This is a genomic window from Sphingomonas sp., from assembly GCF_041661825.1.
Classification (GTDB): domain Bacteria; phylum Pseudomonadota; class Alphaproteobacteria; order Sphingomonadales; family Sphingomonadaceae; genus Sphingomonas.
On the sequence record NZ_JBAZTU010000002.1, the window covers coordinates 883,334 to 898,795 of the forward strand.

Consider the following 15,462-nt stretch of genomic DNA (forward strand, 5'->3'; position numbering starts at 1 on the left):
TGAATCGGGAACGCCCCTTATTCGGGAAAAATTGGGGCGGGCGTATCGCGCCCGCCCCCTCGATTAGAACTTCATACGCGCGCCGACGGTGAAATAGGTGCCGATCGCGTCATAGTACAAAGCCTGTGCCGGCGTGATCGGCGGCGCGGAGTTGAACACGTTGTTGACGTTGGCCGACAGCGTGAAGCGGTCCGCTACCTTGAACTGCGCGCCGAGATCGAGATAGGCGCGCGCGGCGATGTCGTTATTGACCAGCCCTTCCAGGGTCGTCGTGGCGGGATTGTCGACGAGCAGGTGGTTGTGCTTGCCGCCTCCGACATAGCGGACGCGGGCATCCAGCCCCATCCAGTCGTCCTGATAGGTGAAGCTCAACGTCCCACGCCATTTGGGGATCGTATTCCCGGTGCCGCTGCCGACATCGCCGGCGGTATCGACCCGGGTCGCCGTGGTGCCGGCCGGCGGGATACCGGTGTCGAGCACGAACTCGCGCACATGAGTTGCCAGTGCGCGGATCCGCAGCGTGCCCGGGATCGAATTGGCGACATCTGACAGGCGCACGAGATACGACGCCTCGAAATCCAGGCCGGACGTCTCGAAGATCGCGAGATTCTGCTGGTTCGACAGAACTTCGACGACCGTCCCGGTCGCATCGCGCGTGATCCGGCCGCACGCCGCGGCACTGCCGTTGCGGCACGCGGCCGTCAGGTTCGACGCGGAGAGGGCGGTGATCGCACCGTTGATCTCGACGTCATAATAATCGACCGACAGATTGACGCCAGGCAGGAAGCGGGGTGTGAAGCTGGCCCCGATCGTCGTGGTATGGCTGATCTCGGGCAGTAGGTCCTGATTGCCGCCGGTGAAGGTCCGCACCTGCTGCGGCGCCGAATTATAGGCCGGGTTGGCGGCGAGCCGTCCTGCGGTATCCTGATCGACCAGCGGCCCAACGTTGAGCGAGCGGACCGCGAACAATTCGCCGATCGTTGGTGCGCGAATATCGCGCGACCGCGTGGCGCGAAGCATGACGGTGTCGAACAGGCTGACGGTGGCGCCGCCCTTCCACGACCAGATTCCGCCGCTGCGGCTATAATCCGAATAACGCGCGGCACCGTTCAGGTCGACCTTCACCACATTCTCGATGTCCACCAGCGGCAGTGCGACTTCGCCGAACGCTTCCTTGACGTTGAAGCCGCCGCTCACCGGGCTGCCGAACAGCGTCAGCCCGCCGAACGCGCCGGCAAGGTCGAGCGCGCCGCTCACCGCGCGCTGGTTCTCCCAGCGTGCCTCGGCGCCGACGGCGACCGTGACTGGGCCAGCCCAGAGCGAGAAGAGATCGCCCTGGATCTCGGCTGCAGCCGCATCCAGCTTGTTCTTCGTGTCGCTGCGCTGCGTGCCTTGGGTATAGGCGAGCGCGTCGGCCGAAGGAGCGTTGCGTCCAAACAGGTTGAGCGGACGGCACGCCGCATCGTCATTGGCTGTCGAAGCGTCGGCGTTGATCGCGCAGACGACCTGGCTGCCGACCTGCACCGCGTTGATCGCATTGTTGAAGCGCGAAACCACGCGCGTGTTGCCGACTCGCTGCCTGAAGTCGGTCTCGCCATGGCTGTAGTGCGCGCGCAGCTTCCAGCTGCTGCCCAGATCGGCATCGATGCCGATCGCGCCTTCCTTCTGTTCGCGCGTGCCGTCGAATTCGACCATGAACGGTCCGTCGAAAAACCGGCCGACCGTGAAGCTCGTCTGCCCCGCGCCCGCGAGCGCAGTGCGGATTTGCGACGACAGGAACGGGTTGTTCGCCTGGACGGTGATGCTCGCCGGCGCCGCGATATCGGGCAGGAAATTATATTTGGAGCGCGAGCGGCCATAGGTTGCGTCCGCCCACAAGGTCACGCCGCCAAAATCGTAGGTGGCCCGCCCGAACGTGCTGATCCGCTCCAGCGGCGTGGTAACGGCCACGACGTCGAACAGGCCCACCCCGTCGAGGCCGCCGATCATCTGCGCGGGGAAAGGCGTCGTCGCGGGATTCGCCGCCAGCGAGGTGCCGCCGCGGAAGGCGCGCAGCGTGCCGTCGTCGTTGAACACCTGGCCGGCGAAGAGGCCGCTGGTGATCAGGCCGCCAGAAGCCACGTTGCCGGAATTGACGTCGCGCACCAGCATCTGGCGCAGGTCTGTTGTGGAGCTCGGGTTGAGCCGGACGATCGCCGCGCTGCCCAGGTTGCGGCGCGAATTTCGGTCGGGAATCGCCTGGTCCCGCACATATTCACCGGCGAACATCAACTGGCCCCGGCCGTCAGCGAACGAGGTACCGAGCGTAATGTCGCCACCATAGCGGGAACCGTCACCGCGCGACGAGACGCCGGACTGCACGCCCACGGTGATCCCCTCGACCTTGTTCTTGAGCAGGATGTTGACGACGCCAGCGACCGCGTCCGAGCTGTAAGCAGCCGATGCGCCGCCGGTGACGACCTCGACTCGCTGCACCAGCCCGAGGGGCACATAGTTGAGGTTGTTCTGCCCGACGAAGCGCCGCCCGTTGATCAAGGTCAGCGTGCGATTGGCGCCGAGACCACGAAGGTCGACCGGCGCGCTACCGCTGGAGGTGTTGCCCGCCGAGACCTGCGTCGTGGTGGTCGGGCGGAATTGCGGGGAATCGTTCAGCACCTGTTGCAGGTTCGAACGCTGACCCTGGCGCAGCTCGACCTCGCCGATCACCGTGGTGGGCGTCGGCTGGTCGAATCCAGCGCGCTCGATGCGCGATCCGGTGACGACGATGGTTTCCTCCGAGTCCGGTTCCTCGACAACGGGATCGGACGGTGGCGACGTTTGCGCCGTCGCAGGCAGTGAGATCAACAATCCCGCCGCCAGGGCGGACAAGCTGCCCCCGTGAGCGAGTACGCGAGCTAGGCTGGTAACGGCTTTATGCATCGATTGACCCCCCGGAATACGGCCGCACTTTTACGGCTCGAACTCAGTCCATTGCTGATATCGGGAATCTGACATATTGTCCTAATCAGGACAAGTCGTTTCATTTTTATCTGATATGATACGAATTTGAGACATTTTATCCTATTATTGACAGGCCCGTCGCATTGAGGTTGCTAGCGCCGGGTGCGCCGAATCGGTTCCGGTGCCGAAATGATGGAGCCTTCCCATGCCGCGCGTGTCTACGCTGTTAGCTACCCTTCTCGCGGCCGCTTCGGTTCAGCCGGCCGCGGCGCAGGATTTGTCGAAATACACGCCCGAAGCGCTCGATCGCGAACTCGCGACGACGGCGGAGTCGCGAGTCGCGGTGATGGTGCCGATGCGCGACGGCGTACGTCTGTCGACCAATATCTACACGCCGCGGGGCGCGCATGGCCGGCTGCCGGTCGTCCTGTGGAAGACGCCCTATAACGAGCATCGCCTGCGCGGATCGTCGCAGCGCTATGCGCTCGAGGCAGTGCGGCGCGGCTATGTCTTCATCGTCCAGAGCGAGCGTGGCCGCTATTTCTCCGAAGGAAAATGGGAAATCCTCGGCCGTCCACAGACTGATGGCTATGACACGCTGAGCTGGATCGCGGCGCAGGACTGGTCGAACGGCAAGGTCGGCACGCTGGGCTGCTCATCGTCCGCCGAATGGCAGCTCGCGCTGGCCGCGCAGAACCATCCGGCACATGCCGCGATGGTGCCGATGTCGGCTGGCGCCGGCATCGGCAAGGTCGGCCGCTTCCAGGAGCAGGGCAATTGGTACACCGGCGGCGTGCCGCGCAGCCTGTTCTTCGTGTGGCTGTACGGTGTGGACAATCCGGCGCGCGCGCAGCTTTCCCCCGACCTGGACGAAGCGACCCGCGCCCGCGCCTCGCTCAACAACGATCTCGCCGCGACCAAGCCCAAGGTCGACTGGTCCAGACATATCCGCGACCTGCCGGTCTCGGCGCTGATGTCGAGCCTGGGCGAGCCGCCGGCGACCTTCGACAGCTTCATCAATCGTACGCCCGCCGATCCGGCGTGGCGGGCGGGCGGCCTCTATCACGAGGATATGGGTTGGGGCGTACCCGCCCTGTGGTTCAACAGCTGGTACGACGTATCGATCGGGCCCAATCTCGAGCTGTTCAACCTTGCACGCATGAACAGCGGCGATGCCGAGGCGAGCGCGAACCAATATGCCGTGATCGCGCCGGTCACGCACTGCGGCTATTCGCGGATGGGGCCGAATACTATCGTCGGCGAGCGGGCGATGGGTGACACGAGCTTCGACATGGACGGCGCGGTGTTCGGCTGGTTCGATCGCTGGCTGAAGGGCAATGCCGCCGCCTTCCCGGACTCGACGCCGCACGTGCGCTATTTCCTGATGGGCGAGAATGCGTGGAAGAGCGCGGGGACCTGGCCGCCGCGCGGCACCCGGCCGCTGCGATTCTACCTCAGCAGCAACGGCGACGCGAACAGCCTCAACGGCGGCGGCAGGCTGGTCGCCACCGCGCCCGGCACGCAGCGCCCCGACCGCTATCGCTACGACCCGTTGAACCCGGTGCCGACGGTAGGCGGCGGCGACTGCTGCAATGGCGGCATCGTCATCCCCGGCGCCTTCGACCAGCGCGGCGTCGAGGCCCGCAACGACGTGCTGGTCTATTCGAGCGAGCCGCTGAAGGATCCGATCGAGGTGAGCGGCTTCGTCGACGCAGTGCTGCAGGTCTCCTCGAGCGCGCCCGACACCGATTTTGCCGTGAAGCTGGTCGACGTCGCACCTGACGGGACCGCATGGATCATCGGCGACACGATCTTCCGCGCGCGGTATCGCCAGGGCTTCGACAAGCTGGCGATGATGCGCCCCGGCGAGGTCTATACGATCAAGCCCTCACCGATCGCGACGAGCATCCGTTTCGGCGCCGGTCACCGCATCCGCATAGAAGTCACGTCGTCGAACTTCCCCAAGTTCGTGCGCAACCTCAACACCGGCGGGCCGAACGAGAGCGAGAGCAAGGCCGTGATCGCCGACAACAGCATCCATCACGGGCCGGGCCGCCAATCCTATGTGGAGCTGCCCTTCGTGCCGTGACCCGTGCGACATCGATTTTCACCAAAATGATTGACGTTTCTAAATAGGATCATATGATCCCGATAAGAAACTCAGGGGAGTCATCATGTTTCTATCCCGTCGTCAGGCGCTGTTCGGCGCCGCAGGCGCAGCCATCGCCGCTCCCTATGTCGCGCGCGCCAGCCTCCAGATAAGCCCCGTAACCAACCGGACCTACTCGAAGCGGGCGGTGGATCTGGTCCACCGCGCGGTGGTCGTGGACATGCTCGCCCCGATCAAGATCGACTTCGACCCCGCATATTACACCAAGGCGCTGAGCGAAAAGGAGACAGCGGACTTCCGCGCGAGCGGCATCAACGCGATCCATCACGCAATCGGCATTGGCGGCCCCACTGCGAAGGAACAGGCGCTGAGCTTCTTCGCGATCTGGGGCAATTTCGTCGCGCGCAACAGCCATGTCTTCACCGGCATCGACACGTTCGCCGACATCCTGCGCGCCAAGCGCGACGGCAAGGTGGCAGTGATCATGGGGCTGCAGAACGCAGACCATTTCAATCGCGCGGCCGACGTCAAGACCTTCTACGAGATCGGGCAACGCTGCGCCCAGCTCACCTATAATTCGCAGAACCGCATCGGATCGGGGTCGACCGACCGCGTCGACGGCGGCGTGAGCGATTTCGGCGCCGAGATCATCAAGGCGATGAACGATGTCGGCATGCTGGTCGACGTATCGCATTGCGGGGACCGCACCACGCTCGACGGAATCGCGATCTCGACCAAGCCGATCGCAATCACCCACAGCAATTGCCGCGCGCTGCTCGATCATCCGCGCGTCAAGACCGACGAGGCGATCAAGGCCCTTGCCGTCAAGGGCGGCGTAATGGGCATCACCGGCGTGCGCAACTTCGTGAGCAAGACCGATCCGACGACGATCGTGAACTATGTCGATCATATCGACCATGTCGTGAAACTGGTCGGCATCGACCATGTCGGCATCGGCACCGACTCCGACCTCTACGGCTATGACGACACGTCGCCCGAAATGAACAAGATGCTGCGCGGCGCCTACAAGGACAGCTATGCCTTTCGCGAGAAGATCGACATCGACGGGTTCGATCACCCGCTCAAGATGTTCGACCTCACCGAGGAACTGATCCGACGCAAATATTCCGACGCGAACATCCTCGCAGTGCTCGGCGGCAATTTCCAGCGGCTGCTGACCGCGACCTGGGGTGGTTGATCGTGACGACCCTGCCCCTTCTTCCGACACGGCGAGCCGCGCGATGAATGCACCCCTTGACGGCATGGTCGGGGCGCTCACGCTCCCCCAGCCCTATGTCCTGTTCCTGGGCGACACCACGATCCCGGGCTTCGCCAAGACCGCGTTCGGACTCAGGGACTGGGCACCGGACAAATGCGTCGGCGAGCTGCGGCTCGCGGGCGCGACGGTCACGACCGGCCTCGACGCGTTGACTCCGGCCGAGGCGCGCGCACGCGGCGCGCGCGCATTGGTGATCGGCGTCGCCAACCAGGGCGGCGTGATCCCGCCGAGCTGGCGCGCCTCGCTGGTCGAGGCGATGGAGGCAGGGCTCGACCTGATCGCGGGCATGCACATGCGCCTCGCCGACATCCCGGAGCTGGCGGACGCGGCGCGACGGCTTGGCCGGCGGCTGATCGACGTACGCGTGCCGCCGACACAGATCCCGATCGCGACGGGGCGCAAGCGCAGCGGCAAGCGGCTGCTTACCGTCGGGACCGATTGTGCGCTGGGCAAGAAATACACCGCGCTGGCGCTGGCGCGCGCCTTCGAGCTGCGCGGCGTGGAAGCGGACTTCCGCGCGAGCGGGCAGACCGGCATCATGATCGCCGGCGGCGGGATCCCGATGGACGCCGTCGTCTCCGACTTCGAGGCAGGTGCCGCGGAACTGCTCTCGCCCGACGCGCCCGCCAACCATTGGGATGTGATCGAAGGCCAGGGCGCAATTACCCATCCTTCCTATGCCGCAGTGTCGCTCGGTCTGCTCCACGGCAGCCAGCCGGACGTGTTCGTGGTCTGCCATGAGCCCGGACGCACCGAGATGCTGGGTACGGCCGGCTACCAGCTGACCAGCATTGAGGAGATCGTCGAGCTGACCTTCCTGCTCGGTCGCCGGACCAACCCCGCAATCCGCTGCGGCGGGTTTGCGTTCAACACGTCAGCGCTGGAAGAAGAGGAAGCGGTCGCGCTGATGGCTCGTGAGAGCTGGCGACTCGGCCTGCCGGTTGCCGATCCGATCCGCGGCGGTCCAGCGTTCGACGCGCTTGTCGACAGCTGTCTCGCATGACCATTGCCGCAGCACCTCTCCGCGCCGCGGATTCTTCAAGCTTCATTCGTCCGGGAGACCTTTCATGACCCGATTCTCGGCCCTGCGCCGTGCGTCAGTTGCCGCTGCATTGCTCGGCTCGACAGTCCTGCCTCCCGCCGCGATCGCGCAGGCACAGCCCGCCACCACTTATGCCGTTCCCGCGGCGCGGATCGCCGGACTCGCCGAGTTCGTCGATGGCGTGATGGCGCAGCAGATCGCCACGCGCGAAGTGGCCGGCGCGGTCGTCACCGTGGTCTATCGCGGCAAGGTGCTGTTCGCGCGCGGCTATGGCTTCGCCGATGTCGACAAGGGTGTTGCGGTCGATGCGCAACAGACGCTGTTCAGGCCGGGATCGGTCTCCAAGATGTTCACCTGGTCCGCGTTGCTGCAGCAGGTCGAGCTTGGCCGAGTCAGCCTCGATGCCGATGTGAACACCTATCTAGACTTCAAGATTCCCGAGTTCGAAGGCAAGCCGATCCGGGTGCGCGACCTGTTCTCGCACACGCCGGGCATGAGCGATGTCGGCGGGATCACCGCGCCGTCGCTCGACAAGCTGGTGCCCTATCGCGAGTGGATGAAGACCCATATCCCGCAGCGGCTGTGGCCGGCCGGCACCGAGGTCTCCTATTCCAATTACGGTGCGGCGCTGGCCGGCTATATCGTCGAACAGGTTTCGGGTGAGAAATTTCCCGACTATGTCGAGCGGCATATCTTCGCGCCGCTCGGCATGCAGTCGACGACCTTCCGCGAGCCCCTGCCGCCCGCGCTGGCACCGCGCATGGCGACTGGATACCGGTACAAGGATGGCAAGCTGCTCGCACAGCCGTTCGAGCTATTCAGCATGATCATGCCGGCCGGCTCCGGCACGAGCAGCGCGCCCGACATGACGAAGTTCATGATGGCGATGCTGAACGGCGGCAGCCTGGGCAAGGCGCGCATCCTCAAGCCGGAATCGGTCCGGCTGCTGATGAGCGACTCGCATGCGAACGCGCCCGACCTGCCCGGCATGGCGCACGGCTTCTTCGTCGTCCGCAAGGCGGGGCCGCGGCTTGTTGGCCATGGCGGCAACACCGGTGACTTTCATTCGAACATGATCCTCGCGCCCGAGGCCGGGCTTGGATTCTTCGTCTCGGAAACCGGCGGCCAGGGCAGCTATGGCGGCCGCACCGAGCTGACCGAGGCACTGATCGGCCGCCTGTTCCCGCTGGCATCGGCACCGCGCGTCGCCGCGCCGGCGAGCGAGAAGCTGCCGCTCGGCGCCTATCGCGGCAACCGGCGCGACTATGCAAAGCCGGCCAATCCCGAACGCGACCTCAAGGTTGTCGCCGCCGGCGCCGATGCGGTCGCCGTCACCAGCGAAGGCCGCACTACCTACTGGGAACGGATCGGCCCGCTGCTGTTCGAACAGGTGACCGGCGCTCGCGCCGGCGGACCCTATGAGCGCCTGCGCTTCTACGGCGAGGACGGGCACCGGCGCCTGTCCTTCAGCTCCCAGCCGCACACTGCCTACCATCTGGTTCAGCCCTGACCGACCGAGGAGAGCACGTCATGAAGCTGTTGATCGCGCTTGCGCTCACCTGCGCGCCCGTTGCCGCCTATGCGCAGGCGGCCGCGACTGCCGACACGCCCGGCAAAACCGCGGCGGGAGTTCAATATGTCCAGCCCAAGGACTGGACCGCGACGATCCAGGGTCCGGTGATCGTGTTCGCCTCACCCGAAGGCGACCTCAAGCTCGCGGTGATCGATGTCGGCGGTGTCGCCGACGCGAAGGAAGCCGCCGCCAAGGCATGGTCGATCTACCGTCCCACCGGTGCGCCGACCCCGCGGCTCACGACGGCGGCCCCTCCGGGCGACGGCTGGGAGGAGCGCGTGAGCGTCGCCTATGAAACGCTGCCGACCGAGCGCGCCACGCGCTCCGCGCTGGCGCTGCGCAAGGGGACGACATGGACCGTGCTGATCGTCGACGGCTCAGCGGGGACCGCCGCCAAGCGCTCGGCGGCAATGTCCGTGGTGCAGGCCGGCCTGCGCCCGGCCGGCTATCGGCAGGAGACCTTCGCGGGCAAGGTCGCCAAGCGGCTTACCCCGGAGCGCGTCGAGCTGCTGCGCAGCTTCGTCGAGCAGAGCGCCCGTCAGCTGGAAGTGCCGGGTGTCGGCTTTGCCCTGATCGATCACGACAAAGTGGTCTGGCAGGGCGGCATCGGCGTGCGCGCGCTCGGCTCGCCCGAGAAGGTCGACGAGCACACCAAGTTCATGATCGCCTCGAACACCAAGGGGCTTACCACCCTGCTCCTCTCGGTGCTGGCCGACGAAGGCAAGCTGCGCTGGGACGAGAAGGTCGTGGATCTCTATCCGCAGTTCCGTCTCGGCAATGACGAGGTCACCCAGTCGGTGCTGGTCAGGCATCTCGTCTGTGCCTGCACCGGTCTGCCGCGCAAGGACTATGGCTTCATCCTCGCCGACAAGGGTGCGCCCGCCGCGGCTACCTTCACGCAGCTCGCTGCCACCATGCCCACCAGCAAGTTCGGCGATCTGTTCCAGTATAACAATCAGATGGCCTCGGCGGCGGGCTATGTCGCCGGGCACCTCCTTTACCCGAAGATGGAATTCGGCGCCGCCTATGACCGGGCAATGGAGGAGAAGATCTTCAAGCCGCTGGGCATGAAGGACAGCACGTTCGACTATGCCAAGGGCATGGCGGGCAACTGGGCATCGCCGCACGGCCTCGACATCGACGGACGGGTGACCAGGATGTCCAACGACTTCAACGCGGCGCCCTATCCTTATCGCCCTGCAGGTGCAGCCTTCTCGACCACTGCCGACATGGTCCGCTACGTCCAGCTCGAGCTGGGCAAGGGCGTGACGCCCGAAGGCAAACGGCTGGTGAGTGAAGCCAATCTGGTCGAGCGTCGCAAGAAGGGCGTCCAGGTCGGCCCGGACAGCTGGTACGGCATGGGTCTGTTTCAGCGCGATGCCTGGGGCGTTCAGGTGGTCACCCATGGCGGCACGTTGCTCGGCTTCCACAGCAACTGGTATGCGCTTCCCGAATCCGGCGTCGGCCTGGTGATCCTCACCAATGCCGATCCGGGCGCGCAGCTGTTCGGCCCGGTCCTGCGTCGCCTGATGGAGGTCCTCTATGACGGACAGCCCGAAGCCGAGCGCGATGTCGCCGCCGCGGCCGCGCGGGGCAAGTCCCAGGCGCAGGCACGCCGCAGCCGGCTGACCTATCCAGGCGATACCGCGGTGCTCGGCAACCTTGCCGGCCATTATAGCCATCCGAGCGTCGGTCAGATCACGGTCAGCGAGAAGGCGGGCCAGAAGTGGATCAAGGCCGGCTTCGTCGAAGGCCCGATCGCCACCCGCAAGAATGCCGATAGCACCATGTCGATCATCTCGGTCGGCCCGGGCAATATCGGCGTCGATGCGCTTGTCGGCACCAGGGGCGGCAAGCGGACGCTGACGATCAACGACGGCCAGCAGACCCAGTATGTCTATGTCGAGGATTGAGGGTTCTCCCGCAAAAGCCTGAATCCGCCAGTTCAAGGAAACCCGCATGACCCGCTCGATCGCGCTCGTCCTTATCTCGTTGCTGGCGGGCGCCGCCGCGCCGGCACCCGACCCCGCTTATGACATCGTCATTCGCGGCGGCCGGGTGCTCGACGGGGCGGGCAATCCCTGGATCACCGCCGACGTCGCCATCCGGGACGGCCGCATCGCTCGTATCGGCGTGATCCAGGAAGCGGGGCGGCAGGAGATCGACGCGCGCGGGCGCTATGTCTCACCCGGCTTCATCGACATGCTCGACCAGTCAGGGAAGACCCTCCTGCGCGACGGATCGGCGGCGAGCAAGCTGCGCATGGGGGTGACCACGCTCATCGCCGGAGAAGGCGGCACCGCAGTGCCCGCCAGCGAGCTCTCCGGCTATTTCGGCACGCTCGAGCGACAAGGAATCGCGGTCAATTTCGGCACCTATTACGGCGCGATCCAAGCGCGTGAGAAAGTGATGGGCGACGGCGCCGGGAGCCCGAGTGAAGACCAGCTCCGCGCGATGGAAGGCGAAGTCCGCGCGGCAATGAAAGCCGGTTCCTTCGGCATTTCGTCCGCGCTCATCTATTCCCCGGCGACTTTCCAATCGACCGGCGACCTCGCGCGGCTCGCGGCGATTCCGGGCAAGTGCGGCGGCTTTTATGCGACGCACATGCGCGACGAGAGCGGCCAGCTGCTCGCCGCGATCGACGAGGCCGTCGCGATCGGCGAGCGCAGCGGCGCGAAGGTCGAGATCTTCCACATCAAGGCGGCCTATGCGCCTCTGTGGGGCAAACTGATGCCGCAGGCGATCGCACGGATCGAGGCGGCACGCGCTCGCGGTGTCGATGTCGGCGCGAACATCTATCCCTATCGCGCCGGCGGCACCGGGCTCGACGTGACGGTACCGACGCACGTCTTCGCCAAGGGCCGCGACGCCGCCTATGCGGCAGTCCGCGATCCCAGGGTGCGCGTGCAACTCAAGAAGGAGCTTGCGGCCGGGCCGCAGCCCGACTGGTCGAACCTCGTCCATGCGTCGGGCGGCTGGAAGAACGTCGTGCTGGCGAGCGGCCAGACCGAGCAGTATCGGCGCTTCAACGGCAAGAACTTCGCCGAGATCGGCACGGCGCTGGGCAAGGACCCGGCCGATGCCGCCTGGGACATCTGGCTCGGCGCGCTGCCGGCGCGCGCGTCCGCGCTCTACTTCATGATGGACGACCGCGACATCGACCTGGCGATGAAGCAGCCCTGGGTGAGCATCGGCACCGATGCCTCCGTATCGGACAGCACGGTCGATCCCGAGGCTCAGGGGCGCCCACACCCACGTTCCTATGGCACTTTCCCGCGCATCATCGCCGAATATGTGGTTGCGCGAAAAGTGCTCACGCTACCCGACGCGATCCGCAAGATGACCTCCTGGCCAGCGCAGCGGCTGGGACTGGCCGACCGCGGCTTGCTGCGCGAAGGCATGCGTGCCGACCTGGTCGTGTTCGACCTCGCGACGATCAGGGATCGCGCGACCTATGAGGCGCCGACCGCCGCGCCCGACGGCATCGGCGAGGTGATCGTCAACGGGGCGCTCGCGCTCGCAAAGGGTCAGCCGACCGGCTCGCGAAGCGGCGCGGTGCTGCGCCACCCCTGCCCCGGTATCTGATCTTCCGGACAGCGGAGCATTGCTGATCCGACAATAAAAAAGAGCGAGCCGGTGCAAGCCCGGCAAGGGGTACATGCCCTATCCTGCCTCATGGTTGAATCAGCGCCAGCGACAGGTTGAGGAGCCGAGCGGCGGAGATATGGGACACCGTCATGTCCCATATCTCCCGCCACCGCCCTATCGAGCCAATCGTGATAATATAGTTGTATATCAAATGCTTAATTAAGAACCAGCGGCGTTGCGTGCTGGACTCGCGGATTCAGGAGCGAGGAGCGCCCGGCCAGGCGAGGATGACGGTCATGCCGGCATCTTCGCCCGCGCATAGGCCTGGGTCCCGTAGGTGAAGACGCGATCGGTGGGCAGGATGGCCTCGATCTCGATATCCGATTGCCCGTCGAGCTCGGTATAAAGCGGACCGAAATCGGTGTTGAGCGTCTGGTCGAGCAGTTGCTCGAAGCTGTCGATGACGAAGTAATTCTGCTGGAAATCGTCGATGCGATATTTCGTGCGCATCAGTCGCTTCAGGTCGAAGCCGATCCGGTTTGGGGACGGATCCTCCAGGGCGAAGACGGACTCAGTGAAGGACGAAACGATCCCGGCACCATAGAGGCGGAGACCCTCGCCGGAGCGGACCAGTCCGAACTCGACCGTATACCAATAGAGCCGCGCCAGCCTGTCGATGACGCCGAGCGCGGCCGCACGCCGGCCACCTTCTCCATAAGCCTGCATATAGTCGGCGAAGACCGGATCAGCGAGCAGGGGCACATGGCCGAACACGTCATGGAAGACGTCCGGCTCCTGCAGATAATCGAGCTGATCGGGCCGCCTGATGAAATTGCCCGCGACGAAGCGCCGGTTGGCCAGGTGATCGAAAAAGACATCGTCGGGAACCAGGCCGGGCACCGCAACCACCTGCCATCCGGTCGCCTTCATCAACCGGTCGGAAAGCTCTTCGAAATCCGGAATGCCCGGCTTCGACAGACGCAGGACATCGAGGCCCTGCAGGAACTCCGGCGCTGTGCGGCCGGGCAGCATCCTGGCCTGGCGGGCGAACAGCGCGTCCCAGGTCGCATGCTCCTGCGGGGTATAGGCGTCCCATCGCTGGGGGATCGTCCAATCCGAAGCGGCGCCTTCGGGGCGGGTGAGTTCTGCGTGGGCCATGTGAGACAAATCGCATGACTCAGCCGGAATTTCCTCTCTATCTTCGCGCGAATGCCATTGTCCGTGAAACAGAATTACGCGATAATGCAATAGTATGAAATCAGACCATAGACTCGATGCCATCGACCGGCGAATCGTCGCACGCCTGCAGGCGGACGCGACGCTCAGCCATGCCGATCTTGCCGAAGAAGTCGGTGCGTCAGCCGCGTCCTGCTGGCGCCGCATCAAGGCGCTCGAGGCCGCCGGCGTGTTCGTCGGCACGGTGCGGCTGGTGAATCCGACGTCGATCGGCAGGGGCGTGAACGTGCTGTGCAACATCCGCATGCACAACCACGCGCTCAGCGCGCGACAGGAGTTCGAAAGCTTCGTCGACGGGCGCCCCGAGATCGTCGAGTGCTTCTCGATGTCCGGCGACTGGGACTATCTGCTTCGCGTCGTCGTGGCCGATGTCGCCGGCTACAATCAGTTCCTGATGCAGACGCTGCTCGGCCATCCGTCGGTCGCGGGCGGTTCGTCGCACTTCGCCTTGTCGATGACGAAATACACGACCGCCCTTCCCGTCTGACGCCGCTTAGCGAAGACCGTCCCTGACGCGCTCCGCGCCCCTCATGACGCGCAGGACGTTGCCGCCGGCGACCTTGGCGACATCGGCATCGCTCCAGCCCCGGCGCATCAGTTCCGCGAGCAACGCCGGGTACGTCGCGACGTCCTCGAGCCCGACCGGGAGCGCATCGCCGACGCCGTCGAAATCGGACCCGAGCCCGACATGATCCACACCCGCCACCTGGGCGATATGCACGATGTGATCCGCCACCTCGGACAGGGTCACGCGCGGCGCGGGATGGCCCTTCAGCCAAAGCGCATAATCGGCCTTCGCCTTTTCGGGCTGCCCGATGTCGAGCCCGTCATAGGGCGGTGAATTCAACCGGGCTTTTTCGGCCATCGAATCCGCCGACCAGCGGCGATAGGCGTCCGACACATAGGCCGGCGCATAATTGACCATCACGACGCCGCCATTCACGCGGACCAGCTTGAGGACTTCATCGGAAACATTGCGCGGGTGGTCGTCGATCGCCCGCGCGCTCGAATGCGAGAAGATGACCGGCGCCTTCGACACGGCGAGCGCGTCGCGCATCGTCGCCTCGCTCACATGGCTGAGATCGACCAGCATGCCGAGCCGGTTGAGCTCGAGCACGATCGACCGTCCAAAGTCGGTCAGGCCATTATGCTTGGGATCGTCCGTCGCCGAATCCGCCCATTCGATGGCCCGCGAATGCGTGAGCGTGAGGTAACCGGCACCGAGTGCGGCATAGCTGCGCAGGACCGACAGGTTGTTGTCGATCTGCCCCCCGCCCTCGACGCCGATCAGGCACGCGATCCGACCCGCCGCATGCGCACGGACGACCTCGTCGGCGGTCCGAACCATGGTGAAGGTCTGGGGATAGCGCGCGGCGATCGACTTCACGAGGTCGATCTGTTCCAGCGTCTGTTCGACCTGCTCCTTGCCGGGGAGCGTGGGAGAGACCCAGACAGACCAGAACTGGCCGCCGACCAGCCCCTTGCGCAGCCGCGTGATGTCCGTGTTGTAGCGTACGGGGCGCCCTGAAAGATCGGTCAGATCGGCCGTCCAGCGCGCGTCCCCTTCGCGTTCGCGCAGTGCCTCCGGCCAGTCATTGTGCCCGTCGATCAGCGGCGTCGTCTTCAGGATGCGCGCGACACGGGCGGTATAGTCCTGTGCCAATGATGCCGTCGGCGCCGCGAGCATCGCGACT

The 15,462-nt window shown here is 65.3% G+C and carries 10 protein-coding genes; 7 read left to right on the forward strand and 3 right to left on the reverse strand.

The genetic code is table 11. The features are described from left to right. Positions 1-63: 63 nt before the first annotated feature. Positions 64-2,844, reverse strand: coding sequence for a TonB-dependent receptor plug domain-containing protein (locus tag WC729_RS11500; RefSeq protein ID WP_372852733.1), 2,781 nt, complete (start codon positions 2,842-2,844; stop codon positions 64-66). Between the two features lie 301 nt (positions 2,845-3,145). Here WC729_RS11500 and WC729_RS11505 point away from each other — a divergent pair, with 301 nt between their 5' ends. The 6 genes from WC729_RS11505 to WC729_RS11530 all read left to right on the forward strand — a co-directional run bounded on the left by WC729_RS11505 (position 3,146) and on the right by WC729_RS11530 (position 12,529). Next, entirely contained in the window at positions 3,146-5,029 is a 1,884-nt protein-coding gene (locus WC729_RS11505) for a CocE/NonD family hydrolase (RefSeq protein WP_372852735.1), read from the forward strand. An 85-nt stretch (positions 5,030-5,114) separates the two neighbouring features. Beyond that, positions 5,115-6,248 (forward strand): dipeptidase, encoded by a 1,134-nt coding sequence (locus WC729_RS11510; protein ID WP_372852737.1) that lies wholly within the window; start codon positions 5,115-5,117, stop codon positions 6,246-6,248. A 43-nt stretch (positions 6,249-6,291) separates the two neighbouring features. Next, positions 6,292-7,332 (forward strand): DUF1611 domain-containing protein, encoded by a 1,041-nt coding sequence (locus tag WC729_RS11515; protein WP_372852739.1) that lies wholly within the window; start codon positions 6,292-6,294, stop codon positions 7,330-7,332. Between the two features lie 64 nt (positions 7,333-7,396). Beyond that, positions 7,397-8,881: a serine hydrolase domain-containing protein gene (locus WC729_RS11520; protein WP_372852741.1), complete on the forward strand. Its 1,485-nt coding sequence runs from the start codon at positions 7,397-7,399 to the stop codon at positions 8,879-8,881. Positions 8,882-8,901: 20 nt separating this feature from the next. Then, a complete protein-coding gene (locus WC729_RS11525; RefSeq protein WP_372852743.1) occupies positions 8,902-10,857 on the forward strand; it encodes a serine hydrolase domain-containing protein in 1,956 nt (651 codons plus the stop codon). Positions 10,858-10,903: 46 nt separating this feature from the next. After that, complete coding sequence (locus WC729_RS11530) at positions 10,904-12,529, forward strand: amidohydrolase family protein (protein WP_372852745.1); 1,626 nt, start codon at positions 10,904-10,906, stop codon at positions 12,527-12,529. A 297-nt stretch (positions 12,530-12,826) separates the two neighbouring features. Here the strand turns inward: WC729_RS11530 and phhA are convergent, their stop codons facing one another. Beyond that, on the reverse strand, positions 12,827-13,690 hold the full coding sequence (gene phhA, locus WC729_RS11535) for a phenylalanine 4-monooxygenase (protein ID WP_372852747.1): 864 nt from the start codon (positions 13,688-13,690) through the stop codon (positions 12,827-12,829). Between the two features lie 94 nt (positions 13,691-13,784). Between phhA and WC729_RS11540 the strand changes: the two genes are divergently transcribed. After that, positions 13,785-14,255 (forward strand): Lrp/AsnC family transcriptional regulator, encoded by a 471-nt coding sequence (locus tag WC729_RS11540; RefSeq protein WP_372852749.1) that lies wholly within the window; start codon positions 13,785-13,787, stop codon positions 14,253-14,255. A gap of 6 nt (positions 14,256-14,261) precedes the next feature. Here WC729_RS11540 and WC729_RS11545 read toward each other — a convergent pair whose 3' ends face one another. After that, positions 14,262-15,455 (reverse strand): dipeptidase, encoded by a 1,194-nt coding sequence (locus WC729_RS11545; protein ID WP_372853315.1) that lies wholly within the window; start codon positions 15,453-15,455, stop codon positions 14,262-14,264. Positions 15,456-15,462 lie beyond the last annotated feature (7 nt).